The organism is Sinorhizobium fredii (assembly GCF_002944405.1).
Classification (GTDB): Bacteria; Pseudomonadota; Alphaproteobacteria; order Rhizobiales; family Rhizobiaceae; genus Sinorhizobium; species Sinorhizobium fredii_C.
The window spans coordinates 103,221-127,199 of sequence record NZ_CP024310.1 but is presented as its reverse complement, the minus strand read 5'-3'; the positions used below and the strand labels follow the sequence as shown (position 1 = coordinate 127,199).

General features: G+C 57.8%; 18 protein-coding genes and 2 pseudogenes. 10 read left to right on the top strand and 10 right to left on the bottom strand.

Going from position 1 to position 23,979, the window contains the following annotated elements:
* The first annotated feature begins 247 nt into the window (after positions 1–247).
* A complete protein-coding gene (locus NXT3_RS31845; RefSeq protein ID WP_158665416.1) occupies positions 248–406 on the top strand; it encodes a hypothetical protein in 159 nt (52 codons plus the stop codon).
* A 63-nt stretch (positions 407–469) separates the two neighbouring features.
* Here the strand turns inward: NXT3_RS31845 and NXT3_RS24180 are convergent, their stop codons facing one another.
* Together NXT3_RS24180 and NXT3_RS24175 are read right to left on the bottom strand one after the other, a co-directional pair.
* Positions 470–1,159, bottom strand: coding sequence for a hypothetical protein (locus tag NXT3_RS24180; protein WP_234828221.1), 690 nt, complete (start codon positions 1,157–1,159; stop codon positions 470–472).
* Between the two features lie 524 nt (positions 1,160–1,683).
* Positions 1,684–3,681 (bottom strand): DNA/RNA non-specific endonuclease, encoded by a 1,998-nt coding sequence (locus NXT3_RS24175; RefSeq protein ID WP_104840753.1) that lies wholly within the window; start codon positions 3,679–3,681, stop codon positions 1,684–1,686.
* 408 nt (positions 3,682–4,089) lie between these two features.
* On the opposite strand from NXT3_RS24175, the pseudogene NXT3_RS24170 reads away from it, so the two are divergent.
* Positions 4,090–5,758 (top strand): annotated as a pseudogene (locus NXT3_RS24170) (ATP-binding protein).
* Between the two features lie 505 nt (positions 5,759–6,263).
* Here NXT3_RS24170 and NXT3_RS24165 read toward each other — a convergent pair.
* Complete coding sequence (locus tag NXT3_RS24165; RefSeq protein ID WP_104840752.1) at positions 6,264–6,479, bottom strand: hypothetical protein; 216 nt, start codon at positions 6,477–6,479, stop codon at positions 6,264–6,266.
* A 493-nt stretch (positions 6,480–6,972) separates the two neighbouring features.
* Between NXT3_RS24165 and NXT3_RS24155 the strand changes: the two genes are divergently transcribed.
* From NXT3_RS24155 to dinB, 7 genes and pseudogenes are all read left to right on the top strand, one after another.
* Complete coding sequence (locus tag NXT3_RS24155; protein WP_104840750.1) at positions 6,973–7,650, top strand: hypothetical protein; 678 nt, start codon at positions 6,973–6,975, stop codon at positions 7,648–7,650.
* Between the two features lie 398 nt (positions 7,651–8,048).
* A complete protein-coding gene (locus tag NXT3_RS24150; RefSeq protein ID WP_104840749.1) occupies positions 8,049–8,894 on the top strand; it encodes a type IV toxin-antitoxin system AbiEi family antitoxin domain-containing protein in 846 nt (281 codons plus the stop codon).
* The gene (locus tag NXT3_RS24145) at positions 8,884–9,834 is read left to right on the top strand and encodes a nucleotidyl transferase AbiEii/AbiGii toxin family protein (protein WP_104840748.1); all 951 of its coding nucleotides are present in this window, start codon (positions 8,884–8,886) and stop codon (positions 9,832–9,834) included. The genes NXT3_RS24150 and NXT3_RS24145 overlap by 11 nt, the downstream gene beginning before the upstream one ends.
* Positions 9,835–9,837: 3 nt before the next feature.
* Positions 9,838–11,133, top strand: a complete 1,296-nt coding sequence (locus NXT3_RS24140; RefSeq protein ID WP_104840747.1) for a HEPN/Toprim-associated domain-containing protein — start codon at positions 9,838–9,840, stop codon at positions 11,131–11,133.
* A 212-nt stretch (positions 11,134–11,345) separates the two neighbouring features.
* Positions 11,346–11,732 carry a hypothetical protein gene (locus NXT3_RS24135; RefSeq protein ID WP_104840746.1) on the top strand — a complete coding sequence of 129 codons (387 nt, stop codon included), beginning with the start codon at positions 11,346–11,348 and terminating at the stop codon, positions 11,730–11,732.
* A complete protein-coding gene (locus tag NXT3_RS31840; RefSeq protein WP_158665415.1) occupies positions 11,729–11,872 on the top strand; it encodes a hypothetical protein in 144 nt (47 codons plus the stop codon). Before NXT3_RS24135 ends, NXT3_RS31840 begins: the two co-directional genes overlap by 4 nt.
* Before the next feature lie 600 nt (positions 11,873–12,472).
* Positions 12,473–13,587: pseudogene (dinB, locus tag NXT3_RS24130) on the top strand (DNA polymerase IV).
* Between the two features lie 9 nt (positions 13,588–13,596).
* Here dinB and NXT3_RS24125 read toward each other — a convergent pair.
* The 4 genes from NXT3_RS24125 to NXT3_RS24110 are packed head-to-tail and all read right to left on the bottom strand — an operon-like array spanning position 13,597 to position 17,030.
* Positions 13,597–14,214, bottom strand: coding sequence for a PIN domain-containing protein (locus NXT3_RS24125; protein ID WP_104840745.1), 618 nt, complete (start codon positions 14,212–14,214; stop codon positions 13,597–13,599).
* A complete protein-coding gene (locus NXT3_RS24120; protein ID WP_104840744.1) occupies positions 14,189–15,370 on the bottom strand; it encodes an ImmA/IrrE family metallo-endopeptidase in 1,182 nt (393 codons plus the stop codon). Before NXT3_RS24120 ends, NXT3_RS24125 begins: the two co-directional genes overlap by 26 nt.
* Complete coding sequence (locus tag NXT3_RS24115; protein WP_104840743.1) at positions 15,367–16,752, bottom strand: 7-cyano-7-deazaguanine synthase; 1,386 nt, start codon at positions 16,750–16,752, stop codon at positions 15,367–15,369. The genes NXT3_RS24120 and NXT3_RS24115 overlap by 4 nt, the downstream gene beginning before the upstream one ends.
* Entirely contained in the window at positions 16,749–17,030 is a 282-nt protein-coding gene (locus tag NXT3_RS24110; RefSeq protein WP_210207163.1) for a hypothetical protein, read from the bottom strand. The genes NXT3_RS24115 and NXT3_RS24110 overlap by 4 nt, the downstream gene beginning before the upstream one ends.
* A 364-nt stretch (positions 17,031–17,394) precedes the next feature.
* Here NXT3_RS24110 and NXT3_RS24105 point away from each other — a divergent pair, with 364 nt between their 5' ends.
* Positions 17,395–18,009, top strand: coding sequence for a poly-gamma-glutamate hydrolase family protein (locus NXT3_RS24105; protein ID WP_104840741.1), 615 nt, complete (start codon positions 17,395–17,397; stop codon positions 18,007–18,009).
* A gap of 40 nt (positions 18,010–18,049) precedes the next feature.
* Here NXT3_RS24105 and NXT3_RS24100 read toward each other — a convergent pair whose 3' ends face one another.
* The 3 genes from NXT3_RS24100 to NXT3_RS24090 form a co-directional block, all read right to left on the bottom strand.
* Entirely contained in the window at positions 18,050–19,675 is a 1,626-nt protein-coding gene (locus tag NXT3_RS24100; protein WP_104840740.1) for a coiled-coil domain-containing protein, read from the bottom strand.
* 249 nt (positions 19,676–19,924) lie between these two features.
* The gene (locus NXT3_RS24095; protein WP_104840739.1) at positions 19,925–23,185 is read right to left on the bottom strand and encodes a DEAD/DEAH box helicase; all 3,261 of its coding nucleotides are present in this window, start codon (positions 23,183–23,185) and stop codon (positions 19,925–19,927) included.
* The gene (locus NXT3_RS24090; RefSeq protein WP_158665413.1) at positions 23,178–23,972 is read right to left on the bottom strand and encodes a hypothetical protein; all 795 of its coding nucleotides are present in this window, start codon (positions 23,970–23,972) and stop codon (positions 23,178–23,180) included. Before NXT3_RS24090 ends, NXT3_RS24095 begins: the two co-directional genes overlap by 8 nt.
* Positions 23,973–23,979 lie beyond the last annotated feature (7 nt).

Here is a 23,979-nt window from a genome sequence, read left to right as displayed (position 1 = left end):
CCTCGGGTGCACTGCAACAGCAATCTCGCTTGCGGCAGGCAAGCGACCGATGAAGAGGCCTCGTCGGCAACCCAACTTATCCACAGCGTACCGCAGGGTTGCCGGCATGCATCCTGAGACTGATCAGAGACTGGCGATCCCGAGCCACCAGCCTAGATATTCTATTTGGCGCCGCATCGGCGTCGTCAGAGGGGATAGGATGAATTCCGGGCAACCCTTGAGTTTCGATCCACTTGGATCCGACGCGTTGGACATGATCGAAAGAGCGCTCCACGCCGAGCTGCAAAGGCGCACTGTGTCAACCAAGTCACAAGAAACTGAAGCGCTCGCCGCGAAGCTGATTGCTGCCTATCAGGCCGGGGTTCGTGATGACTTCGGCTTGAGTATTGTCGCGGGGCTGTCTTGACCGGCGCGCTCGGCGACGAAAGCCCTTCATCTCCGGCGCGAAGTGTAAAAAACCCAAATCGCTTCAGCGCGGACCAGACGCCATCGCGACCTTGTCCCTGTCTCGCAGCACGAACAGAGCGATCAGAAAAGCCTGGGCCAACGCCAGACCGTAGGCCGCCAGAATAACGGCGCACGGCACGGCAAAATTAAGCTGCGGTGCGGCGCCGAGCACCACGGGCACGCTCCAGGAAACCGCGGAGACAACACCGCACCAGATCAGCGCGACCTTCGTCCTCGGTTTCAGTCCCGCCAGCAGGTGCGTGCCAATCCGGCGTTTAAGGAACGGCAGGACGAGCCGGTGAATGGCAAGGCCGTTGATTGACAGGATCGCAACGATGGTGACCTTGGCCCAGATTTTTGGGTTCATCAGCTTTTCCGGCTCACTCACCTGATAGAGCAGGAGCAAGCCGGCGCCGGAGATCCACAGCAACAGGAGACCCAGGGCCACGAAACGGCTGACCCACTCGATGTTGCCGACAAGCTCTACGGTCATGGTCATGCGGCGATAGCGCGCGACGAGCAGATCGAGAAACACGGCTCCGCCAAATCCGATGACGAGGCCGGCGAAATGGACGAGTCTCAGGAACGTCCGAACATAGGATAGGGTTTGCGGCTGCAGCACCGGCGTGAAAGACAACAAAGACTCCAGTCCGTTCATTCCACCTACTCCCAAAGGCGCGCACGAACACACACGCGCCTCGAAGGAGGGCATGCCAATTGCGCATCACTGACTTCTCATTGAAAACTAAAGCCGAACGCCGTCTGAGTGATTCCGCCGGCGCCGAGCTTCTTCTATTTAAAGGTGAACATGCTAGTCAAGTATGAAAAATAGCTAATTAAGAGATGCCCCAGCTATCGTCTCTGCGGCTGGCTAAGCAACACCTCGAGCGCGTTGTCCGCAGATGCGCCATAGCAGATCTCCCCCGCTTGCCCGATGCGCCTGCGCGATGAACATGGCAAGCGTTGCTCTCCCATCCTCACGGCTCCTGATGCGAGACTGTCCGACTTTCGCGGGCAGGCTTGCTACTGTTATGACCGTTCCAGGCCATACAGAGAAGGTCGGATGAAAAGCTCGTCCCTCCCGAACAGGCCCGTTGCTGAAAGCTCCGCGTGGAGTCCAGGGGGACAGATCCTCGGCAGCGATCAAGGGGCCGGCCGCGCAACTGGCGACCCTTGACTGAGCGAGGCGACCGCGAACGCTTGGAACAAACTTGGATGAATGGCGGCTTCGCACGATCAGCGCCGTGGATGCTGAATATCCGCCACGGTCCGCAATGCTCGGCCAGTCGACGGTCCGGAATAGACGTCGGCTATGAGAACATCGTCCGCAAAAACGATACCGGTGTCTTCGATAATTTTTGCCACCGGCACCTGGAAATTCTGACCAGGCTTCGTGCTGTTCGGACCGACAGGCAGGCGCTCGAACGGAATGTTGAGCGCATAGTCCCGTTGGCTGACCATGTAGCCGCTGGTATAGAGCCTCTTGTTCTTGTCGGTGACCGCAATGACCTTCCAGAAAAACTGCGGGATCAGAATCCCCCTGTGCTCTTCATCGTCCGAGCGGAAGAGCGGACCGGAGAAGACGGAGGCCTGCACATCCTCATCGTCGGTGTTGTAGAGCAGAAAATTCTCCAGCCCCTGCCACAGATCGGCGCCCTGATTGAAGCCCCAATATTGAGGCGAGCAATTGGTCCACTGGAACGTGTCGTCATTTGCCTGTTTGGCGACGCGGATCTCTCCCCAAACCGGATCGAGGCGGCGCACCAGGTGACCGCGGTCGAAATAGTTCTTGGATGGGACAGGCTCGTTGCCATAGAGCTCGTCGCCGTTCTGCAGTTCCTCTGGCACGCGCGGGTCATAGAACCAAACATCATCCCCCCGCTCGAGATTCGTCCAGCGGGCGCCGTCGATATTCACGGCCGTGTAAAAGGCCATCTTGCGTTTGGGGTCGGCGTTCAGGACGACAGAAAAATGCTGATAGCGCAAAACGTCATCGTTTGCACCGGCGACCTTCGCGGGCGAACCATGCCGCAGCGCATTGGCCCCAAGCGTCGGCAGCGGGATTTCGACTGGCAGGAAGTTTGACAGGTATCCATCGCGTCCGTCAAAATAATTGGCCGGGTGGGTATGGCGCGTCGGCCGGCGTCTGGCCTCGGCAGCTACAAGCCGTAAGGCCGGTGCGGCAGCCATGAGCGGTGGACCGATGATGCTCTCTCCTGGCACTGTCCCGGCAAACGGCTTCACCCCGGTGGCATCAGCGATAAGATCATCGACCAGAGCCGAGCGCGCGAAGCCGGGAACTGCTGTCTGCTGGTGAACGTCAGCGATGAGCTTGGAAATGCGAACGCCTTCGTTCGCGAGCCACTTCACTTTTTCAACGGGCAGATTAATGGCGATGTGGGCCAGAGCGGTTGTCTTGTCGGTCAGCGCCCAGTGTTCCTCGCCGTCGATCATCCTGCGGTCGGGAACACCGGCGTGATGCAGGCAAACCACCTGCCATGCGTCGGTGAACACGGCCGCGCCGGAAGATCCATTGGCGGTGTCGGACGAGTACCAGAGGAAGTTGTCGCGTTCCGGATCCACGTCGTCACCATATTTGACGAACTTGTTTTCCCGGAGCGAGATGCGCTTGGTCTTGGCATCGGGATGTTGAATGATCGTCGCGTACTGGCCGACCTCCGTCTTGCCGGTGCGCGCATCGAGACGAAGAAACCCGAAGTCTGAGATCGGTGTGGCGCCATCCTCGCTGCTTTCGGCGATCGCAACGATCGTGTAGTCGAGCGCCTCCTTTGGGCTGGTTACGAAACCGTCTTGCGGAGCAAGCCGGAAGCGGGTCGTGCGCTTCAGCCGCCCTTCGGCATCGAGTTCATAGCCGAACTCGACCGTTGCCTTGAGAGCGTCTTCAGGCGAAGCGATGACGTGGCTGTTGGTCAACAGCAGCCGCGGTCCGATCAGAAACCCCGTTCCCCAATCGCTGCCGTCGCCCACAGGTGCGGCAACATTGATCCTGCAGACGGCGCGGGCTGCCATGAGACCGCGTTCGAGATAGTTGATTTCGACAAGATCGTTTTCGCCGATAAGGGACTCGAAGACGTCGAAGTTCACCCCGGCCCCGGCCCTGGCGCGGTGGACGACTTGCTCGATCAACCGCATGGGATCGACCTCAGGGGTCGCCTCGCGCCCCGCGACGATCTCATCGACCAGTTGTTCGTCAGCGAATTTTGAAATTTCCATTGCCAGCTCCTTCCAACTCTGGCGAGAGACTACGGCACGGAAACAACAACGGCGTGACGAACCCGACTGGTATTGAAGCACAACAGGGAGGCGCTCGAGCGCGTTTCGACGGCAGAAGCCATCTCAAGTTGTTCATCTGATGTCATAGCGGGCGAGCCGATCGATCGACCCGTAGTGCGCGGGCAGCCCAAGGGGCGGTTATGCCGCTGGTGAGGAGGCCATCCGATCTTTTGCACGAATGAACAGGATGCGTGGATGATCCCTGATTCTGCTTGATTCCTGACGTTCAGTAATGGCCGGCGGACAATGTGTTCGGAGGAATGGATTTGTAACGCCTCAGACATCCGCTATAACGTTGCGCGCCGCCTGTACTTTCCCATCAACACTACGGACATCCACGATCTGAGTATGACAATCGACCAAATCGCCCTCTCTGGTTTACTCGGGCAGCTCATATCAGATTGGGAAAATGAGGTTATAGAGTTCAAGCGTGGGAAGGATGGCTTTTCAAGCAGCGACCTTGGCAAGTATGTATCGGCGCTAGGGAACGAGGCAAATCTCCGCGGGAAAGAGCGGGCTGGCTTGTATTCGGCGTCGACAACAAAACGCGCTCGGTCGTCGGCACCACGTACAAAGAGATTCCTGAGCATCTGCAATCCGATAAGATGCAGGTGCTGAATGGTACTGGCAGCATCACCTTTCGTGATATTCATGTGCTCCAGCATGATGATGGACGGGTCGTCCTTTTCGAGATTCCCGCGGCTCCCAGTGGTATCCCGATCGCGTGGAACGGCCACCACTATGGAAGAGCGGGCGAGAGTTTGGTAGCGCTCGGTCAGGACAAGCTCGATGAGATCCGGTCGCAAACGCTAGCTGGAGACTGGACCGCGCAAGTCGTTGATGGAGCCACAATCGGGGATCTCGATCAACAAGCACTTAAGGTGGCTCGCGAGCGTTTCGTCGCCAAGCATTCTAACCGAATCTTACCCGAGGACGTAGCGGGCTGGAGCGATACTGCTTTCTTGGATCGGCCAAGGTCACACAAGCAGGCAAGATTACACGTGCAGCCCTGCTGCTGCTCGGCAGGGCCGATTCCGCCTGGAGGCTCAATCCCAATCCCGCAGAAATCACATGGAAGCTCGAGGGCGAAGAGCGCGCATATGAGCATTTCGGTCCGCCTTTCTTGCTAACCTCCTCTCAGGTATTCGCGCGTATTCGAAACATTCAGCTGCGCATGCTTCCGGAAAATGAACTGCTTGCGCATGAAGTGGCGAAGTACGACCAAAAGGTAGTTCTGGAGGCCTTGCACAATTGCATCGCTCACCAGGACTACACCCGCTCTGCCCGGATCGTAGTCATAGAGCGTCCGGACAGACTGATCTTGGAGAATGAGGGCGGCTTCTTTGAGGGCAAGCCGGAAGATTACGTGCTGCATGAGCGGGTTCCACGGCGCTACCGCAACCCGTTTCTCGCGCAAGCCATGACTGAACTGAACATGATCGACCACATGGGCTTTGGGATACAGGATTTCTACCGCCGCCAACGCCAGCGATTTTTCCCGCTTCCCGATTATGAACTTGGCGAACCCCACATGGTGCGACTGATCATCCACGGACGGGTAGTCGATCCGGCATATAGTCGTCTTCTCGTGCAGAACACCGGCCTTCCCCTCGCTGACGTCTTGGCATTGGACCGGGTGCAAAAACGACTGCCGATTACTGAGGATGCTGCGCGCTACCTTCGGCGCAATCACCTGATCGAGGGCCGTAAGCCAAATTATCACGTCTCGGCCGCCATCGCCAAAGCTACCTCGAATAAGGCTGACTACATTCTCACTCGCGCTCAGGACGATGAGTTCTACGCAAAGCAAATTTTCGATTATCTGGAGAAATTTGGGCAAGCCGATCGCGCCGAAATCGACACTCTGTTGACCGGCAAGCTGAGTGATGCGCTTACGAATGAGCAGAAGGAGCGTAAGGTCGGCAATCTGCTCACCAAACTTAGGCGCCAAAACCTCATTCTTAATGAGGGATCACGAAGCAAACCAATTTGGAAGCTTGCAGAAAGAAGCCGGTGAACAAGTAAGAGAAAATCCTTCTAGAACAATGGTTTGCCGTTTCTGCAAGATCCTCTGGAAATTTTCAATGCAGAAAGGATGCAGAAAGAGGGTTTCACAAATTTGAAAATTCAGGGCGGCCGTGGCCGATGGCCGGCCCCATAGACCTACCGAGTTCATATTTCGGATGGACCCAGGGCTGCCGGCCCGGGTCGAGCTCCGGAGGGCTCACTGTACCGGCATTGAGCGCCTTGAAGGGATTTGAACTTCCGACCCTTATTTCCGAAAGCCATGACATTGATTTCATTTAAATTCCCGGCCGACCGTCCGCCGCCATTTGAACTTTGGTTGCTTTTCAATAGCTCTGTCTATCGGTCGCCCCTTATCCTCAACGTCAAGGTATCAGATAGCCGCAGCAACTCGTGACTCCCGGGGCCGTGTGCCCTCTTTATTCTGCCGGACAGCAGAATTACGTGGATGGCGGCAACAGAGAGATGGGGCGCTGGACCGAAAGCCTTTGGCTCAGCTACCAGCGCAGATGTCTTCGGCTACTGTGGCGATGAGCCGGCCGGCGATCGTAGGAGTCAAACTGGTGGATGATGTCGAGGTCGGCGTCGGCGTCGATCTCTTCGCTCGGTAGGATGCCGAACTGGTCGCCGGACCGGAAAAGCGTGACCGGAACCATGAGGGTGCGGGCAAGAGCGAAAGCGTGCGATTGAGCGAGTGCAAGATCCTGTGCCATTTGAGAAATCTCCGTGCGGAGCGGGCCGATCCCGCTCGATGGCTTCTCGAAGGACCGGGGACGGTCGCGATCACCGCTGAGGCGAAGCCCAGCGGCCGCAACTCGCCAGCGGACCCTCAACGGGTTAATCGACGGAGATCCGGACCTAGTCCAGAACGCTATCGAGAGCGGGATGGTTTTTTCTTCGGTGGGGCCAACAGGTGTTTCCGGGCACAGTTCGTTCACCTGCGTCATAGTTGCAGTTTCCTGCTTCCTTCCGCCACTCGCCATGCGGGTGTTCAACGGCCGCCGGCGGCTTCCTGATAGGCAATGGCTTTGACGACCGCGAAGTGCATCTCGGCACGCGGTTCAGTGCGGACGACTTCGCTGGCAACCTTGGGTGATGAACCTATCGTGCCAATCTTCGCGGCAGCAAGAAAATCACTAATTCCTCTGCATTCGACCGGGCCAGGGTGCTATAAATATAGCAACTGGTCTTTCAGAGGAGATCTCCATGGACGCAGCCGGGTTGGCAGCGGCAAAGCAGTCGCTTGAGGTTTTGAAGTCCACCCCAATGTGGGTGCTCCTTGGGCTGTGTGCAATTCTTGCCTTTATCTGGTGGTCGCCGCAGTTCTCCCAGCAACTGCCCCCGTCGCTCCTGCCTGCGCTGCCTCTGACGCTTTTCGTCACTGCGACGCTTGCTATCTTCAAGCTGGCGAGCATCGTCATCACGACCTGGCTAAGCCACCGTAGCGTTGCCGAGGCACGCGACCTCGCTCGTTTTGAGAACCTGTATCGGCCACTGATCACGTTGTTTCTTACGCGCCACGTTGTGACTTCCACGGGAGTTGGGACCCCTCGTCTACGGCATCGACTTTCGAATGCGTGGATGGAACTCGGTGCCTATAGGAGTCGCTGGATGGGTCTGAAGCGGGCATGCCGCGCGCTGTTCGACCGGCAGGTCTCGATGAGCGCCGAGGTCGAATTCGGCGGAGATTTTCCGCTGTCCCAGATCCTCGATCTGGTTCGGGATAATTCAAGTCACGCCAGCTTCGAGCTGATCCGGTTGGTGAATCGAGCCGATCGGTCGCGCTATGAGGAGCCTGATTTCTCGCTCCTGACCGACGAAGAACTTGCGCTGTTTACGCACATCGACAGCGAGCATCGCCGTCTGTCCTCCAAGTTCAAGTGACCCAGGAATCCGATTGGACACCTTTGCGGGTTTGGGCTCCGGTACGAGGATTGTCGGCGGCTGGACGAGCCCAGATTGGCTGACGTTATCGGAAGTCCCGTGTGCCTTCACTTTGGTCTCGTGGATATGGCTAATAAGGATCGACCAGGTTGCGCGCCTTCGGTAGACCGAGCCGAATCAGCTTAGCCTGATGATTTAGGCCGAGCGGTCCGCGCCAGAGATGGCTGACCGTATGATGACGATCCGGTAGGGCTTCAGCTCTTCCCAACAACCCGCTCCGCAGGGAACGCCCACCGCTCCTTTGAGAGCAACGCGTGTGGTCAATTGTGAATTGACAAATTGACGAGTTCGTAAAGTTATGGTCGCGCAAGCTTTGATTTCATGCCACAATGTCAAACATGAGTGGACAATCAGAGACAAAGCTAAAGCAGCTCCTCCAGCAAGTTCCCCCTGGCTTCCTGGTGGACTCGGGGTGGATGACTCGTCATGCCATCTCGCGGCAATCCGTCTCAGGCTATCTCAAACAGGGCTGGCTCGAGCCGGTCATGTCGGGCGTGTACCGCCGCCCGTTTTCCTCGGATACCAATCCAGAAGCCGTCGGAGGCTGGAAAATACCCCTGCTCTCGGCCGTCTGGCTCATGCGACATAAATTTCATGTCGGCGGGGCGAGTTCGCTCTCCCTGCGGGGACATGCCCATTACCTGTCGTTTGGTGGCGAATTCACCCTCTACCTCTACGGATCCGATATCCCAGCTTGGCTATCGAAGCTGCGAACGGACGCCGATGTGAAGACTAGGAGCAACGTCCTGTTCGGCGAAGGAACGACCGGAGTCGAAAACGCAGATTTCGACCTTTCCAACGACGAGGATCCGGAGCTCACGCAAAGCCCATGGCGCTGGCCGATGCCGATGTCCTCGCCCGAACGCGCGATTCTCGAAATGCTCGACGAGGTCCCGAGGGGCGAAAGCTTCCACAAGGTCGACGTGGCGTTCGAAAGCCTCGCCAACCTGCGCCCGAGATTGCTGACGACGCTCCTCACCCTATGCCGGAGCATAAAAACCAAACGCCTCTTCTTCGTGTTTGCCGACAAGCATAATCATGCTTGGCGCCGGCACATCGACATCTCGTCCATCGATCTCGGCAAGGGCGACCGGGCTCTAACACCGGGCGGCCGGCTGCACCCCATCTACCGCATCACAATCCCGACCGACTTGATGCCAAAGGAGACCCCGCATGGCCCGTGACCAATACATGCGTCAGGTCGACCTTCTGGTGCGGACCCTTCCTTTCATCGCCCGCCACGAGGCGTTCGCACTAAAGGGCGGGACCGCGATCAACCTCTTCTATCGCGACATGCCGCGGCTCTCGGTCGATATCGACCTGACCTATCTGCCGATCGAGGACCGTGAATCGACGCTAAAAAATATCGACACCACACTGGAGCACATCCGCGAAGACTTGATGCGCAACCTGCGTGGTGTGAACGTCCAGAGAATCGCCGGCGGCGGTAACAACGACACCCGCGTCCTCGTCCGACAGGGAAATGCCGAAATCAAGATCGAGACCTCCCCGGTCGCGAGGGGCACCGTCCATCCTCCGGAACGACGCCGAGTAAGCGAGAGCGTAGAGGAGGCGTTCGGTTTCGCCGAGATGCAGGTCGTCTCGTTCGAGGACCTGTTCGGCGGAAAACTGCATGCGGCGGTGGACCGACAGCATCCGCGCGATCTGTTCGACGTGAAGCTGCTCTATGAAAACGAAGGGCTGACCGACGCACTGTTCCGGACATTCCTGATCTATGTCGCCAGCTCCGGCCGCCCGCCGCACGAGCTGGTCAGGCCTTCGCTCGCAGATCTCGACGAAGCCTTCGTAAAGGAGTTCGAGGGGATGACGATCGAGCCCGTCAGCCTTGACGATCTGAAAGCAGCCAGGGCCCAGATGACGGCGGACATCGTGGCAAAGCTAGACGAGAGGGCAATGCGCTTCTTGCTGTCACTCCACGATGGCGAACCAGATTTCGCCGCAATCGGCCTACCACAGGCGGCGGAGCTGCCGGCCGTCCGCTGGAAGCTTCTAAATCTCCGGAAGTTGAAGGAGCAAAACCCCACGAAACACGCCGAGCAGCGGCATGAGATCGAAGACATCGTGTCAAAGACACACAGAGACTCTGGAGGGGGCAACATCTGATCTATGGGTACTTCGATTGAACTGAAGGTGAGTAGCGTCTCCCTCGACTATGCCAAGAACAATATGGGTAGCGATTACGGCTACCTTTTTCAGAGCCAGGATTTGGCGCGTCGGCCGTGCGACGGCATAGACTACGACTACTATGCCGCCCATCCTGAGGAAGAAGACGAGCTCGCGGAGAGCGAGCTTTCGTTCGTTCGCCCGCTGTCGCGTGTCGTTCCGAGGTTGGAGATCCTTGGCCATACCTTGGCGACCGCCAGGTCGGAGTATGAGGCACTCGCGTCCGAGTCGGCTGGCATTTTCGAGATGGTGTCGGACGGACAGCAGCCGGAGTACCTGACTTTCGAGGAATTTTGCGCTCTCGCCAACCTCTTCCCCCTGACGAGCCTTGCTGAAGGTTATGTCGAATATGAAACCGAAGGCCGCGACACCATTTCGCAAGGACGCTTTGCAGATCATGCCGAGCGATTTGCCCGTGTCCCCTGGGCCGAGAACTCCGACCTGTATTGGTCCGAGGCGAGCTATCTGTCGTCAAAAGTCTGCATCCTCAGCGCCGCTTCGATGCTCTTGATCTTTGCCCAGGACCCGCGGAATGCTGAGGCTGAGGTGATATGGCAGTTCGGCAATATCGTGAATGCCGGTTGGGTCGAGCGGGAGGCCTTTATCGCCGGCGCAGATCGGGAACAGACGATCCTGGTCGCGACCGAAGGCGCGTCTGATGCTCGTATCCTCCGCCGCGCGCTCGACCTCCTTCGGCCTGACGTTGCGGATTTCTTCCGCTTTATCGACGGCGACGAACGGCACAACTTCTGGGGCACCGGCAATCTGGTCCGGTTCGCTGAGGGGCTGGTTCGGATCGACATCCAGAATCAGGTGCTTTTCCTTCTCGACAATGATGCAGAAGGGGTTGATGCGTACCGGAAACTCAAAGAATTGAAGATGCCCGCGAACATGCGCAGCATGGTATTGCCCGATGTAGAAGAACTGCGGAGCTTTCCGGCACTAGGGCCTGAGGGACTTAGCAACAGCGATATCAACGGCCGCGCCGCTGCGATCGAATGCTACCTCGACCTTAATTTACCTGACTATCCGTCGGCACAGGTGATCTGGAGCAACTTCAAACGAGAGATAGGATTGTGGCACGGCGCTCTGGAACACAAAGAATCCTATGACCGCCATTTTATGAAACAGGACGCCAAGGCGTTGGCGTCTGGCCAATACGACTTGTCCAAGCTCAACCGAGTGTTGGAAGCATTAGTCGCTGAGGCGTCGCTGTTGAGCGCGGCAGCGCCATACTAAGCTCGAAGGCTCGTGCCATGGGGCCGGACTCGGGCTACGCCGGCAGCAATTTCGAACGTTCAAGCCGATTGGGTCTGAAGGGGATGAGCTAGAGCAACCGGCGGCAGGCTTTGGCAAAGGGATCTATGAGGCTTTCCGGAGTCGAATTCGCTGGATGAAGCACATTGTCCTGTCTGGCCATAAAGCTCAGATCAACGCTGAGAGTATCACGTATGCTATTGCGCTCGGAGGAGTTCAGGAAGTTCCTCGTCACGATGCGGCCGGATGCTTTGCCGGACCTTATGGCGATCAAGCTCCGACTTCGCTTCGACTTCTCTGACAAGGTTCTGCGAGACCTGATAGCTGACAGTGGCAGCAGGCTCTATCAGGAGATCGAACGCAACCAGAATCTCGCGGATAAAGGTGGCTATGCGGTTCCGGAAGCGAATGTCCTATTGTGGTTTCTCTTCGGTGACGCCAAGGTCGCCACAAACTCGGTGCCTGGAAGCCTGTTGGCGATGCGGTCAATAACACGATCCGCTCCGGAAAAAACAGCGGCTATGCCGCCTATCTCAACGACCGCGCCGACAGCTTCGATGACGAGCGATGGCCAGATATGACCTTTGTCGGTATCCGGTACTTCGACATCATGGTAAATGAGGCCATGCGTCAGGGTGTGCCCTATTATATGTGGCTGTTCTATCTGCCGCTTTTCGTTGCCGAATTGGAAGAGATTTACGACACCTCGGCCAGAACATAGACACGATCGCCGAATTTCCCACCCGCAATGCCCGGCTGATATACGAAATCTTCGATGTCTTGGGCAATTGGGTGCGCAATGTAACGCATCTCGACAAGGCGTCTCCACACGCCATGATCTCGAACGCCGGAGAGTTCTCCTCAGGCGTTATCCCAGCGGATGCTGCCGTAGCCCTCGGCAATGCAATGGTAACCGCCGCGCTGTCCGACCGGATTGGCGATACCTTTGCGAGTTATCTTCATGACTGTGTGTTGTCCGATATCTCCTCTCTCACGCGAGGGATTGGAGGGGCAAACGTGCGCTATGCTGATCCGAACAATCATCGCAGGCGGCAATCGCCATCCGCGCCCCCTATATGGCGAGCGCCTCAAGACCTTCGTTGCAATGGCTGACCACGTTCTGCGCGGCTCCGTCAAGGACTACACTGACGCGGTTGAGGCCGCATTCCTGGACCCAAGGGGGCGCAGATGAGCGGCCTATAGCGACGTCCGCACCCTGGCGTCGGGATCATACATCCGCAGAACAGCATAAGCTCATTGCGATTTACAGCCGACGTGATATGTTCTTGTTTTGTTCCATTGTGTTCGTGGGGGCAGCAAAATGAGTCCATCAGCCCAGATCCGAAAAATCATTCATGTGGATATGGATGCGTTTTACGCTTCGGTGGAGCAGCGTGATAATTCAGAGCTTCGCGGCAGGCCAGTGGCGGTCGGCGGTGTAGGCGCCCGAGGTGTTCTGACAACAGCGAGCTACGAAGCGCGCGTCTTTGGGATCCACTCCGCGATGCCGTCAGTTACGGCGGCGCGGAAGTGTCCGGACCTGATTTTCGTAAAACCGCGCTTCGACGTTTACCGCGCCGTCTCACAGCAAATCCATGAGATTTTCGCCGAGTACACGACGTGTTGATCGAACCTTTGTCGCTCGACGAGGCCTACCTCGACGTGACCGAAAATTTAAAGGGCATGCCGATCGCGACCGATATCGCCTTGGAAATCCGGGCGAGGATCAAAGCAGCGACCGGCCTCAACGCCTCGGCCGGCATCTCCTACAACAAGTTTCTCGCGAAGATGGCGTCTGACCTTAACAAGCCGAACGGCCAGGCCGTGATCACGCCGAAGAACGGGCCGGCCTTCGTTGAGGGGTTAGCAGTCAAAAACTTCCACGGCGTCGGTCCAGCCACTGCTGAAAAGATGCATCGGCTTGGCATCGAAACAGGGGCGGATCTAAAGGCGAAGTCGATGTTGTTCCTGACGCAGCATTTCGGGAAGTCCGGTCCCTATTTCTACGGCATCGCCCGCGGTATCGACGAACGTCAGGTTCGCTCCGATCGAGTCCGCAAGTCGGTCGGCGCAGAAGGCACCTTCGTCCAGGACATCAACGATCTCGACCTCGCGATAGGGGAGCTGAGGCCGCTCGCGGAAACGGTCTGGGGCTATTGCAAGTCCAAAGGCATTGGGGCGAAGACGGTCATCGTGAAGATCAAATATTCGGATTTCACACAAGCAACCCGGAGCAAAACAAGCGCCCTGCCCTTCATTAGTGGAGACGATGTTCTCGAAGCCGCGTGGGAATTGCTCGCCTCGGTCTATCCATTCAAGCGATCCGTGCGCCTGCTTGGCGTAACACTTTCATCGCTAATGAACGAGCAAGATAGCGCTTCTCAGCAGGAGCAGCTTGACTTCGGTCGCCAACTGAGATCACCGGGCTCGCCGTGAGCCCCCTGCTCAAACCGTCAAAAGACGACGGACACCGGTCGGGACGCTTCGGCACTCATGGAGCCTGGCGCCGAGCAGATCGACCAGCAGGGAATGATGCCTATCTGGAACAGACATTCTCGCTCCCGTAAGAGCATTGAACACCGCATCTGCCATCCGATCCCGACCGATGGCGCTCTCGACTGAAGGCGCAAGCAATAGGTCGGTGGTTGAAAAGAGCCTCAGGCCCGGAAACCGTCCGGCCGAGATCCGAATTGCTTTCTTTTCATCCACAACTGCCGCCGTGTTCGTTGCGGCTGCGATCGCCAAGGTGGCCGCCTCGCCATCGTCGAGCGTCTCTTCCGCCGAACCGCTGACCAAGGTCTCAAATAGCCTCTCAGCCTCATCATCGAAGGATAGGTACTTCAACAGTCCCTGTTCAGAGAGACGCTCCGCCATTTCACCGTCGTCACGGCCACTCTTGCGATCGAAGCCGAGCTCGGCTTTCACGACATCGCTCGAGAGAAGGATCACCCGATGAGAACGGATAATCTCGGCGGCGCATCCAGACGCGTTTAGGTTGATGATGACGCTCGCATCAACGACGAACGAGACATCGATATCATCCGAGAATGGAGGTTGCCGCATTGGCCTCGCTCTCATCGATATCAAAATCGTTCAGGATACCACGGACCTCGACCCGGTCGAGGTTCAACAACCGAGCTATTTGCCCTTCGCTCAAAATCCCCCGCTTGGAGGCCTGATAGGCCATCAACGCAGTCCGCACCGAAACTGGGCGTGAGGCCTCCTGTCGCGCAATATCGATACGAGGCCTTCCGAGGACTTGGTCTGCCTGTTCGTCCGTGATTCCACCGTTCGCCTCAAACCAATCCCAGGTTCCTCTCTTAGTCAGGCCAAGCTCCTCAAGCCGCCGGACCATGGCCTCACGGGACACATTGAAGAGGTGAGCGAGGACGATGACGTGTCGGCGCGTCAGGCTGGTTGCGCCGGCCGTCACCTCGGCAAAGCGCTGACGCACTGCCTGCGCAGGCGTCAGAAAGCTGCGGCCGAAGGCGTTCGCGTATTTCTCCTCTCGTGAGCTTTCCAGCTCATCAATCTCATTGACTTCGATGTCCATCCTGGTCGAAACGAGGTGGCCAAGTTCATGCGCGGCGGTTTGCGTTCGCCGATCGAGCGGATGATTGGCGTTTAGGAGAATGCAGGCGCCGACAGTTTCGTCGTAGGCAAACAGGCCAGAGATCTTCGCTCCGAGTTTACGGACAAACACCCGCACGCCCATTTGCAGCTCAAGAACGGAGACAATGTCAGCAATCGGAGCGAGACCAAGGCCGAGCCAGTTGCGCAGTTCCAAGGCATGCTGTTCGGCTTGCTCACGGACGTCTCCTGGAAGGATGCGACGCTCAGGTGGAAGATTGCGCAGGTGGTCGATGCCAAGGAGGTTCTCAAGCTCGACATCGGCGCGAACCAATTTGGCCATGAGCTCCGCTGCTTCCGTGACCGGAGCCTCTTCATGTTGCGCTAGCTTGCGGAACTTCGGTGCAAGCTCGACATGGACGGACTCTTTTCGCAAAAGAGCGTTTGCAGACGTCCCATATAGAATCGCGAGTTGCTGGATTTCGCCGATACGCACCCGACGTTGTCCCTTCTCCATAGCGACAAGGGTCGTGCGGGCAACACCAATGGCCTCAGCGGCCTCAGCTTGAGTTTTCGCCGCGTTTTCTCGCGCGATTCTCAGCCGCTCGCCGAGATCTCCTGGGTCAAGTTGGTGGCTAGACTCGCTCATCGCGACCAAGCCAACCACTTGGAGACAAAAGAGTTGGGGCCAAGATCACTCATAAATGCCATCCATTCCATTTCATGCTGACTGAGCAGGTCAGCGAGTTTCCGCTCAATGTCTTCGTGCGTCGCTCCGAGCGCCTCCGCAAGCAGCCAGGAGTAGCGAGCCAAGCGTTTGCGATGCAGCGCTGAAGACCTTAATTCGGCGAGATGATCAAGGTGCAAGGCCCCTGCAATTGCATATTGTCTCATCGCGGGGGTTATCTTGTTGAAGCTCCGCGCAGCACCGTCCTCAAATTCGAAGGCGTGGAGATCTTCCCAGACGTATGCCTCAGGCCGCTCCTCGAGCCCGGCCGCGTGAACGCTGAGACGCCGCAACATGCACGCCGCACATATTCCACAATGGCGTCGCTTCCGATCGACCGAGACCTGTCTGTTCTGCTGCCAGCATGACCACGTGGCCGACCATTCGCCGGCATGAGCCGGCATTGCGGCGAAATCGCGCAGAGTTTGGCCCTTTGTGTACCAAAGGCGAGGCAGTCGAAAAGTGACTTGCTGTCCGAAGATCGCAAACAGAAGCTGCTGCATCCGGCCAAGGAACAAGGGATTGTTGCGGTAGTCTTCGTAACCGTGACTGGTCTGAACCAAAGAAGGGCCGAGCGCTCCTTGACCGCTTTCAGGCATGACAACATCGTCCGTTCCGACGAGGTAAGCAGCGATGCCGCTCAACAAGGAGAACTTGAAGCCTCGCGTTCGTGCTGACGATTCCTTGAACGGCTGCGGGCCACGCTTCACCTCATAGGGCACGGCCATGAAGGGCACCTTGCGGCTTCCTTTTTTTGGCCGATCGCTTGCATCCGATCCCACCCGCATGCGGATGAGTTTGTCGGACCCGTTGTCGAGCATCGCGGTGACTGCCCTGGAATCCATCCCCTTGCTGAAGGGCACGATGGTTTTGGATCCGTCGAACCAGTCGAACAGCCGGGATTGCCCATCAATCTCGTCGGCAACCTCACGGCGGGCGTAAAACGTTAGATCCCATTCGTCGCCGGTCAGGAATTTCAAAGCAGACACCAACGCTGCTGCCACCTCCGGTGAATTCCAGAGCGTGACGTCATGAACAGGCAGCATGATCTGGAATTGCCGCGTCCATCCCCAGGCCGGACGCTGGAGGCTGCGGTCGCAGAATTCGACAGCGGCAGCGATCACAAGACAATCGTAGACGCGGGCATCCCAGTTGCGATTGCGGTACCGGTTGAGATCTTTCATTTTGAACTTGATCTGTTTGCCGATCTCGACCGCAGTCCAGCCCTCGACGGCAGGCGCCTTCGGTTCGAGCACTGCAATGCGGCCGATAGGCCGTTCGCCTTGCAAAACGTTCACGCTCATAGTGGAGGCCCCTCATCTAGACCATCATGAACCGGTGCGCGGCGCGAAATAGTGACATCGGAGACGCCGGCCAGCGACCGCGCGATGCGGGAAAAGCAATCGCTCGTCTCGATAGCTTCGCTCATCCGCCTACGAATTTTGATGTCTTGGTTGCGGGTTCCCTTGTCGCGAAAGTGCTCTTCCGTGGTTCGCGCATTGTTGACCGAACGCTCCAGAAGCGCGGTTTCTGCTGCGTCAAGAAATGCCGCCTTCCCCGTCAAACCTTGAGCGACAGACATCATCGAACATTCGATGAGGCTCGCACCAAGCGGATTGAGACACGGGATCATCCCGCATCACACGGAGTTGTCCGATTTGCCCATCCGGGAGCCGTGACAGGAGATCCGTCCCCTCCAAAACCGCAAGAACACGTCTCGTGAGAGAGGTCGGGAGCTCGGCGCGGCAATCGCCGAGAAGTGCAGGCTCGAGCACCTCTTGAATGGCCGATCGATCAAACGCATCTTTTGAGGCACGCTTGGCCACCTCCCTCCAACGGGGACGAAGTGGCAGGCTTTTGTGAGGGCCATCGCTCATTCGAATCTCCTAATGTCAGATAGGTTGATATTTTTGCTCTGACATGTCAAGTTCTCTTCTGAGACGAAAATGCAGGCCACCGCAACCGGAGGATTCGCATGTTATTCGAGTTTTGAAGAGCTAAAGGCCCGGGAAGCCGTTAGCGCTTATCGAGTGAAAGTCGTCGATCGGGGCAGCGCCGCCTGCATCATCGCGCCGCACGGCGGCAAAATCGAACCGGGAACATCGGAGCTAACTCAAAGCGTGGCCGGCGAGGATCTCAGCTATTATGTCTTCGAGTGGATCAAGCGAGATGGCAATGCAGACCTTCACATCACCTCGTCAAGATTTGATGAGCCAAAGGGTGATGCTCTTGTCCGAAATTGCGACTTCGCCATCGCTTTGCATGGATGCCGAGGAGCGGAAGAGATCGTCTATATCGGCGGGCGTCATCAGGCCCTTGCGTCGCGGATACAGGCGCAGCTCGCGAAGATGGGGTTCACATTCGCGACGCACCCAAACCCGGAACTTCAGGGTGTTAGCCGGGACAATATCTGCAATCGCGGGCGGCTGGGAATGGGCGTCCAGCTCGAGATTTCACGTGGCCTAAGAGATCCTATCGCCCGTGAACGGCAGGAGTCTAAGGCTTCAACCGTCACTGATTTCGCGGTGGCAATCCGGCAGGCAATCGGTGAGATGCTGTAGTACAACTGATGCAAATCTCAATTTCCTGAGCAAGCGGATCTCACCCCCCTTGGTCATCCTCAAAGTCATTGTGCGTGAAAATCATCTGAGGGAAGCGCTCAAATAGCTCGGCGTCACCGTATTCGGCGCTCAAGTAGCGAACGTTGCTCTCGATCAAATCTGGTTGCCCATGATCGAGCGGTCTCGGATAAAGCCGCACCAGAAGTGAAATAGGTATACGAACCTTTCCGGAATGTTCGAAAGCCCGGAGCCGATCAGCAAATGCTGCCTGTCGCATATCAGCGACCTGCGCCCTCGCACCCTCCATATAACTGACATAGATGATCCCGAACTCACCCGGTGGAATCTGGAGTGACGCTTTCGCAAAAAGATTGGCCGGAGCCCAGGATCGTCGCGTCAACGCTACCTCGGAGTCATTTCGCCATAGCAAGGCAAGGGGTTCGAGTGCTTCGTCAATAAAAGGTTCGCCTCTGGTATCGATCGAGCAGCAGATCCCGTCCCAAGCCGGGAGATCGCTGTCCCAATCGAACAAGAACTTCAGCATGTTCGGGCTATATATCCGCGTTGAATCGGGAAGCGAGATCCTCCGCGGGGAAGGTCGGAACGAGACATTGCCCCAAGGATACGTCAGTCGGCGAGCGGGGTTGGGAAGGAGGCGTTGACTGACCAAGCGGCGAACTATTTCCTCAGCATCGATTGCTCCTGCTTCTGTCGTCAGCTCGACGTGAAAAGTCCCGTAGAGCCCATGTCGGCGCGCGGCGACCCGCAGCAACAAGAACAGTCGCCGCATAATTGCCTCTTCCGCTGCCTCGTATTTTGATAGCGACTCCTGCTTCTTACACTCGATCACGAGCGGATATGGATCATGGCACCGGATGTCGGGAGATTTCTCAAATGTAGCCGGTATAAACTCGACCGCGCGCCCGATCTCGGCGCAGCCAGCCGCAGTGAGCAGTTCAAAAAAAGTGGCGTCAACCTGTCGGCTAGGGCCCTTCCAAAGGTGGTCCAAGCGCTCGTTTCGTTCTCCGCCGACATGCTTCAGGTTCGGGCCCTGGATTGCAAATCTCGTCAGTGCTGGGACAAGAAATGATCCCGCGAATTGGTCGTAAAAGGGCCTGTCCTCCAGGAAATCTTCAGCGACGTAGATCGCCTGCCGCAGGCGGTGGAGCGGATGTGCCTCGCTTTCCGGCCGAAGCCCTTTTGTGAGAGAAAGATATCCGTCGGCCCCCGCAAGCGAATTGATCTGGCTGGCATATCTCGGCTCTTCCTCAAGCCAACCTCGCGGGAGCAGGCTCTTTACCCGCTCGACGGCATCGCCGAGGTAGTCCTCGATCCACGCCGTGGGGCCGACTTCGCTCTTGGTCAAGGATTCGCGCGCCAGCCGGTTTTCGACACGGCCGCTTCGCCTCTTTTCTCGCGCAAGCTCATCGAGGTCATCCTGTGACAAGCCAGTAACCTCGGGGATGAGAGCTACGAACCGACTAAACTCTTCGTGAAGGTCTGTAGCTTCGGCTTGAATCTGGTCGAGCGCCGCCTTTGTAGCCGATGTCGGTTCCTTAAGATACGCGTTGCGCGCCTTTGCAAGACTGGAAAGGACAGGATCGAGCTTCGCTTTCGCAGCCTGGAGCTTGTCAAGCAAATCCTCAATTGCTTCGTTAATTGACATCACTATTCACTCAATTTCATCAAATTGACGGTTGGTGTGGTCAAGCGTCGAATGCAAAGGCATGCTTGGCCTGTCACGCAATCGATATCAATACCGTTGCAGCTCTCGATCGGCGCGGAATGAGCAGTGGTGCGGTGTAGGCCAATTGCAGCAAAGTCCCCTCGGACATCTAGGAACGGGTTGTTGTCCAGAGCGCCTCTGGGCGACGCAACTTTGGCGCCTGATGGCCGGCGTGAAGCCCTCAATTTCTTATGTCTGTATTGGCGGGAAGATATGTGGAAGGCCCCCGAACGCGAGATGCGCGTCGATCGACCGCAGGATGGTCTGAAAGTCCGCACCTATCTGATCCTGTCGATTGGGAAAGCGATCTGCATATGAGCGGTGGATGATGACACGAGAACGAATCGACGTGGACCGATGTGCGAATGCTACTTTGTCCGGCGAATCGAGACCTTTGCGCACCGCCACCGACAGTACCTCTAATGCCGCTGGATTGGCGGTCTCCTTCCCAGCCTCCTGGAGAGCGTTCTGGACCAGAGCAGTCAGCGCGCCAGCGATCATGTAGAAGCGCCGATTCATCAGCTTCAGCACGAAATCGCGCGAGCGTTTGCAGGTCTTGATCCTTGGCTGGGCGACACCAAGCGCCTCCTCGATTGACGCGAACGGCGCGCCCGTCAACCAGGCGCGCAGAGCTGGCTTGAGCAACGCGATCTCGGCGTCGGTGCTGTCGCCTCCGGTCTTCTTGCCTCGGGTGACAGCTTTTACCGTCTCGACATCACCGCCGAACAGCAGTGCATAGCTTGCGCGATCCGCGATCAGAAAATCGACCAGCCAGTCGCACCAACCGAGGATCGTGGTCGGCAGCGCATCGATCTCGGCCGCGATCTTCAAGGCGAGCGCAGTCAGGGGCTCGAGTTGCATGCCGCTGAAGGCTGCAATCTTCACAGTCGAGGCTTCGGCAGCCTGGGCGTCGGCGTCAAGCGCGACTTTCAACGACACGAGCTTGACGTCAAACGCTGCCGCAGCACCCGCCTTTCGAGCCTGGAAGGCTGCGAAGGATCGGTTCATCATTTCGAGGGGGCGATCAGGATCCGCTTCCTCGCTCTCTCCGGCCCTCAGCCGGCTGAGGAAATAGCGAACCTCTGGGCTGTTGACATCACCGAGCTGGATCCGGTCGAGCAGCGTCGTCAGCGGATCGTCAATCATGACGCACTGGTCGTTGGCAGGCAGGACCTTCGCCAGCATAGCGAATGCTTCACCCGTTGGTATCCAGTTTGCGTCGAACGATACCGGCGGCTCTGGAATCATCAAAACAGTGCCGTTTGCGAGATGGCCGGCGCGGCCCGCCCGGCCGGCGGCATTGAGAATCTCGTGACCTTTGAGGGGCTCGCGCCCGTCTTCATCGTGGCGCATTGTTCCAGCTAGGATCGCAACCTCGGCAGGGAGGTTCATCCCTTGGGCAAGCGTCGGCGTAGCGACGATCACACTGGCGCCGTCACGCTTGCGGAACAGCGACTCGGCCAGACGTCGCTCAATGGAAATCATATCGCCATTATGGGGCAAAGCTGGCGCGGCTGGGTCGATCAATGAATGTTGCGCCCCGCCAAATTCAGCAATGATCTCCTGCCATAGGGCGTTCTCAAGTTCAGTCAGCGCGCCAACCGCAGGGATCCCAGCTTTGATCTTTCTCGCGGTCGATGGGGCATGATCAGCCTGGTTAACGAACATGATGGTCTTGAGACCGGCCCGTGCCGCACTCGCGGCAAAGGAGGCGCCGACCGTGTTGGAATTTGGCGTCGCACCGGTGACGCCGTAACTGAGTGGCACGGTGCCATCGGAGAGTCGGATGATCCGGCGATCTTGTGGTGCGTTCCTCGCCCATGCGCTGTGCAGCCCGAACAAGGCAAAAGGTGTCAGATCAAGCGGCGGCTTATTAATCTGTTGGCCGTATCGTTCCGCGATTTTGGCGGCACGGACAGTGCCGTGAGCCCAGTCGAGTTGATTCTTGGAATAGATCGCTACGCCGCGCGCCTGGCGACTAGGCTTCCACGGATCGAGAAAGTTGACGCAACGCCGTCCGGAAAGCTGTGCGAGCCAGTCGGCCACATCGGAAGCGTTCTGCAACATTGCCGAAAGGAGCAGAAAGTCGGCCTGCGGGGCACGTCGAAGCGCATGAAGCAGGCACAACATGGCATCAACGCTGCGAGCGCCGCCACCCGCTGGGCTCAATAGGTGACATTCGTCGAAAACGATGAGGCCGAGCTCCGCAACATCGGTGTCAGCGAAACTGAGCATTGCGAGAAGACGCTCGGGTGTCATCACCTCGATCGAACCGAGTTCTGGACCTGATATGAGGGCGACAAGGTCGCCATCTGCTGAAACTTGGTAGTTGGCAAGACTCTTCGGGAAACTGTTGGAAAGATCATCGCGGAGCTGGTCGACCAATGCGAGTGTCGGCACAAGGAAAATCACCTTGCGACCAGCGCTAAGCGTTGCAGCAATCTTTAGTTCAGAAAGAGTCGTCTTTCCAGCTCCGGTTGGAAGCACCAGCACAGCGGATGTTCCGGCATCAAGAAAGCCTGTCGCCGCTGCCTGCCGGTGGTTGCGCCATAGAGTGGGCTTAGTGACAGCACGGTGGCGGAGCCAGCGCCTCCAGGCGGGTTCTGCCGCACCTGCTGGCGTTGGGAGATTTGCTATGCCTGCCCCTTCGAGTCCATCCGCGACGTGGCGCAGCAAGCGCGCGAGGTGCCGAGGGCCGGCATATGCCGAGACCAACCTGGCGCTGGCCGCGGCCGGGGTGAAGTCGGCAATCGCCAATTGAGTAACACGATCGAACAACGCCTGCGGCGTCTCACGTAGCGGGTACGCTAGCGCTGGCGGCGGCTGATCGAGCAGACGCGCTACGAGTTGGACAAGCCCCGCCCAGCAAAGACCGTAAAGCCCCTGGGTCGCCTGTTCGGTCAGATCGCCGTCAGGAGATGGTTGTAGCCGTACAAGGCGCTCGGCGCGCTCGAGGATTGAGGTAAACCGCTCCAGTGCCAAATCCTGGATGCTTTCAAGCAGGGCACCCCGATGAATATCGCCAAGACGACCTACGCCAAGGCCGTACGCGGCTTCACGGGCATCCGGACTCTGTTCAGCAATCAGGAACAGCAAGGGTGCGGCGATGCGCGGATGGATAGCGCCCGCGCTTAGGAAGGCTTCGCGATCGGTGGCAACGGGTATGACACGACCAAGGATCTGATATGCGGTTCCGGCGACGAAAGCGGCGGCGCGGCGGGTCTCACCATCGATAGTGTCGTCGACCTGCGCCTCATAGACTGCCGCGATCCGGGCGAGGCGCTCGATCTGCGTGAGGTAGTCGGGCGCCTCTGCGAGCTGCGCGGCTCGCAAGCGAAGACCTGCGAGCTCGGCATAGATACCTGTGAGTTCTTGGGGCAAGGTTTGCGGATCGACACCGCGAAGCGGCGGCGCCGAGCGTATTAGCGCGGCGGTTTCAGCGTCAAACATCAAAAGCCTCAATCTTTGCCCAGACAAGGGCGGCGAAGCCGGCAAACCAATCTCGGACGTCATCGAGCGGCATTGTGTTGCCGTTGCGTGTGGCGACTTCTCCCCCGATCGCGTCATAGCCCGTAAAAAGCGCAAGCCGCTCGGCAGCACCAAAACCGCTCGGCGCTACTGTTAGGGATGCCTGGAAAGAGAGCGGTCGGGCACGGATCAAATCGTCGTAAGCGGCGTTGCGCTCTTCGCGAGTCAAACCGAGCTCTGTCAAGAGCGTGATGGCGGCCTGCGCCAGTTGGTTGTCGCGTTCGCCTGAGACATATTCACGGAAAGCTTGAAGAACGTCTCCAGAGAACAGTTTCCGCCAGTTGGTAGTGCATTTATATTCGTAGACGGTGGCCTGACTGAGTGTACGCGTCACCGGATCGATCGACACTTTAACGCAGTCGGTACCTTGGTTGGTTGCCTTCAAATGGGGATCGGAGATTGCTTCGTAAGGCGTTGCGACAAGTTTCGCGGCGACCCAGCTTATGATTTCAAAGAGCAAGCCATCACGGTGCCAGATCTTGGGATCGGTCTGAGGATGAAGCTCGGCCTGCAGCTTGTTCTTAAGCGTCGCGGTGATGATTGGTGGATCACCTGCGGGGCGCGAGCCATCAAGAATCATCGCCGCATGGAGGGCACGGCCAATCAGAATCTGCGCGCACACCTCGGCTAGCGCATCAACGTCAGCAATCGTCCAAACCGAGCCCATGCATTGCGGCAACACCGCTGTAGGCACTACCGTTAATGTCATCTTCCCC

What these genes read in the sequence shown, in the direction of transcription:
- NXT3_RS24180 (WP_234828221.1), bottom strand. Translation starts at nt 1,159, where the DNA reads ATGCCCTCCTTCGAGGCGCGTGTGTGTTCGTGCGCGCCTTTGGGAGTA.
- NXT3_RS24175 (WP_104840753.1), bottom strand. Translation starts at nt 3,681, where the DNA reads ATGGAAATTTCAAAATTCGCTGACGAACAACTGGTCGATGAGATCGTC.
- NXT3_RS24165 (WP_104840752.1), bottom strand. Translation starts at nt 6,479, where the DNA reads ATGGCACAGGATCTTGCACTCGCTCAATCGCACGCTTTCGCTCTTGCC.
- NXT3_RS24155 (WP_104840750.1), top strand. Translation starts at nt 6,973, where the DNA reads ATGGACGCAGCCGGGTTGGCAGCGGCAAAGCAGTCGCTTGAGGTTTTG.
- NXT3_RS24150 (WP_104840749.1), top strand. Translation starts at nt 8,049, where the DNA reads ATGAGTGGACAATCAGAGACAAAGCTAAAGCAGCTCCTCCAGCAAGTT.
- NXT3_RS24145 (WP_104840748.1), top strand. Translation starts at nt 8,884, where the DNA reads ATGGCCCGTGACCAATACATGCGTCAGGTCGACCTTCTGGTGCGGACC.
- NXT3_RS24140 (WP_104840747.1), top strand. Translation starts at nt 9,838, where the DNA reads ATGGGTACTTCGATTGAACTGAAGGTGAGTAGCGTCTCCCTCGACTAT.
- NXT3_RS24135 (WP_104840746.1), top strand. Translation starts at nt 11,346, where the DNA reads ATGCTATTGCGCTCGGAGGAGTTCAGGAAGTTCCTCGTCACGATGCGG.
- NXT3_RS31840 (WP_158665415.1), top strand. Translation starts at nt 11,729, where the DNA reads ATGACCTTTGTCGGTATCCGGTACTTCGACATCATGGTAAATGAGGCC.
- NXT3_RS24125 (WP_104840745.1), bottom strand. Translation starts at nt 14,214, where the DNA reads ATGCGGCAACCTCCATTCTCGGATGATATCGATGTCTCGTTCGTCGTT.
- NXT3_RS24120 (WP_104840744.1), bottom strand. Translation starts at nt 15,370, where the DNA reads ATGAGCGAGTCTAGCCACCAACTTGACCCAGGAGATCTCGGCGAGCGG.
- NXT3_RS24115 (WP_104840743.1), bottom strand. Translation starts at nt 16,752, where the DNA reads ATGAGCGTGAACGTTTTGCAAGGCGAACGGCCTATCGGCCGCATTGCA.
- NXT3_RS24110 (WP_210207163.1), bottom strand. Translation starts at nt 17,030, where the DNA reads ATGTCTGTCGCTCAAGGTTTGACGGGGAAGGCGGCATTTCTTGACGCA.
- NXT3_RS24105 (WP_104840741.1), top strand. Translation starts at nt 17,395, where the DNA reads ATGCAGGCCACCGCAACCGGAGGATTCGCATGTTATTCGAGTTTTGAA.
- NXT3_RS24100 (WP_104840740.1), bottom strand. Translation starts at nt 19,675, where the DNA reads ATGTCAATTAACGAAGCAATTGAGGATTTGCTTGACAAGCTCCAGGCT.
- NXT3_RS24095 (WP_104840739.1), bottom strand. Translation starts at nt 23,185, where the DNA reads ATGTTTGACGCTGAAACCGCCGCGCTAATACGCTCGGCGCCGCCGCTT.
- NXT3_RS24090 (WP_158665413.1), bottom strand. Translation starts at nt 23,972, where the DNA reads ATGACATTAACGGTAGTGCCTACAGCGGTGTTGCCGCAATGCATGGGC.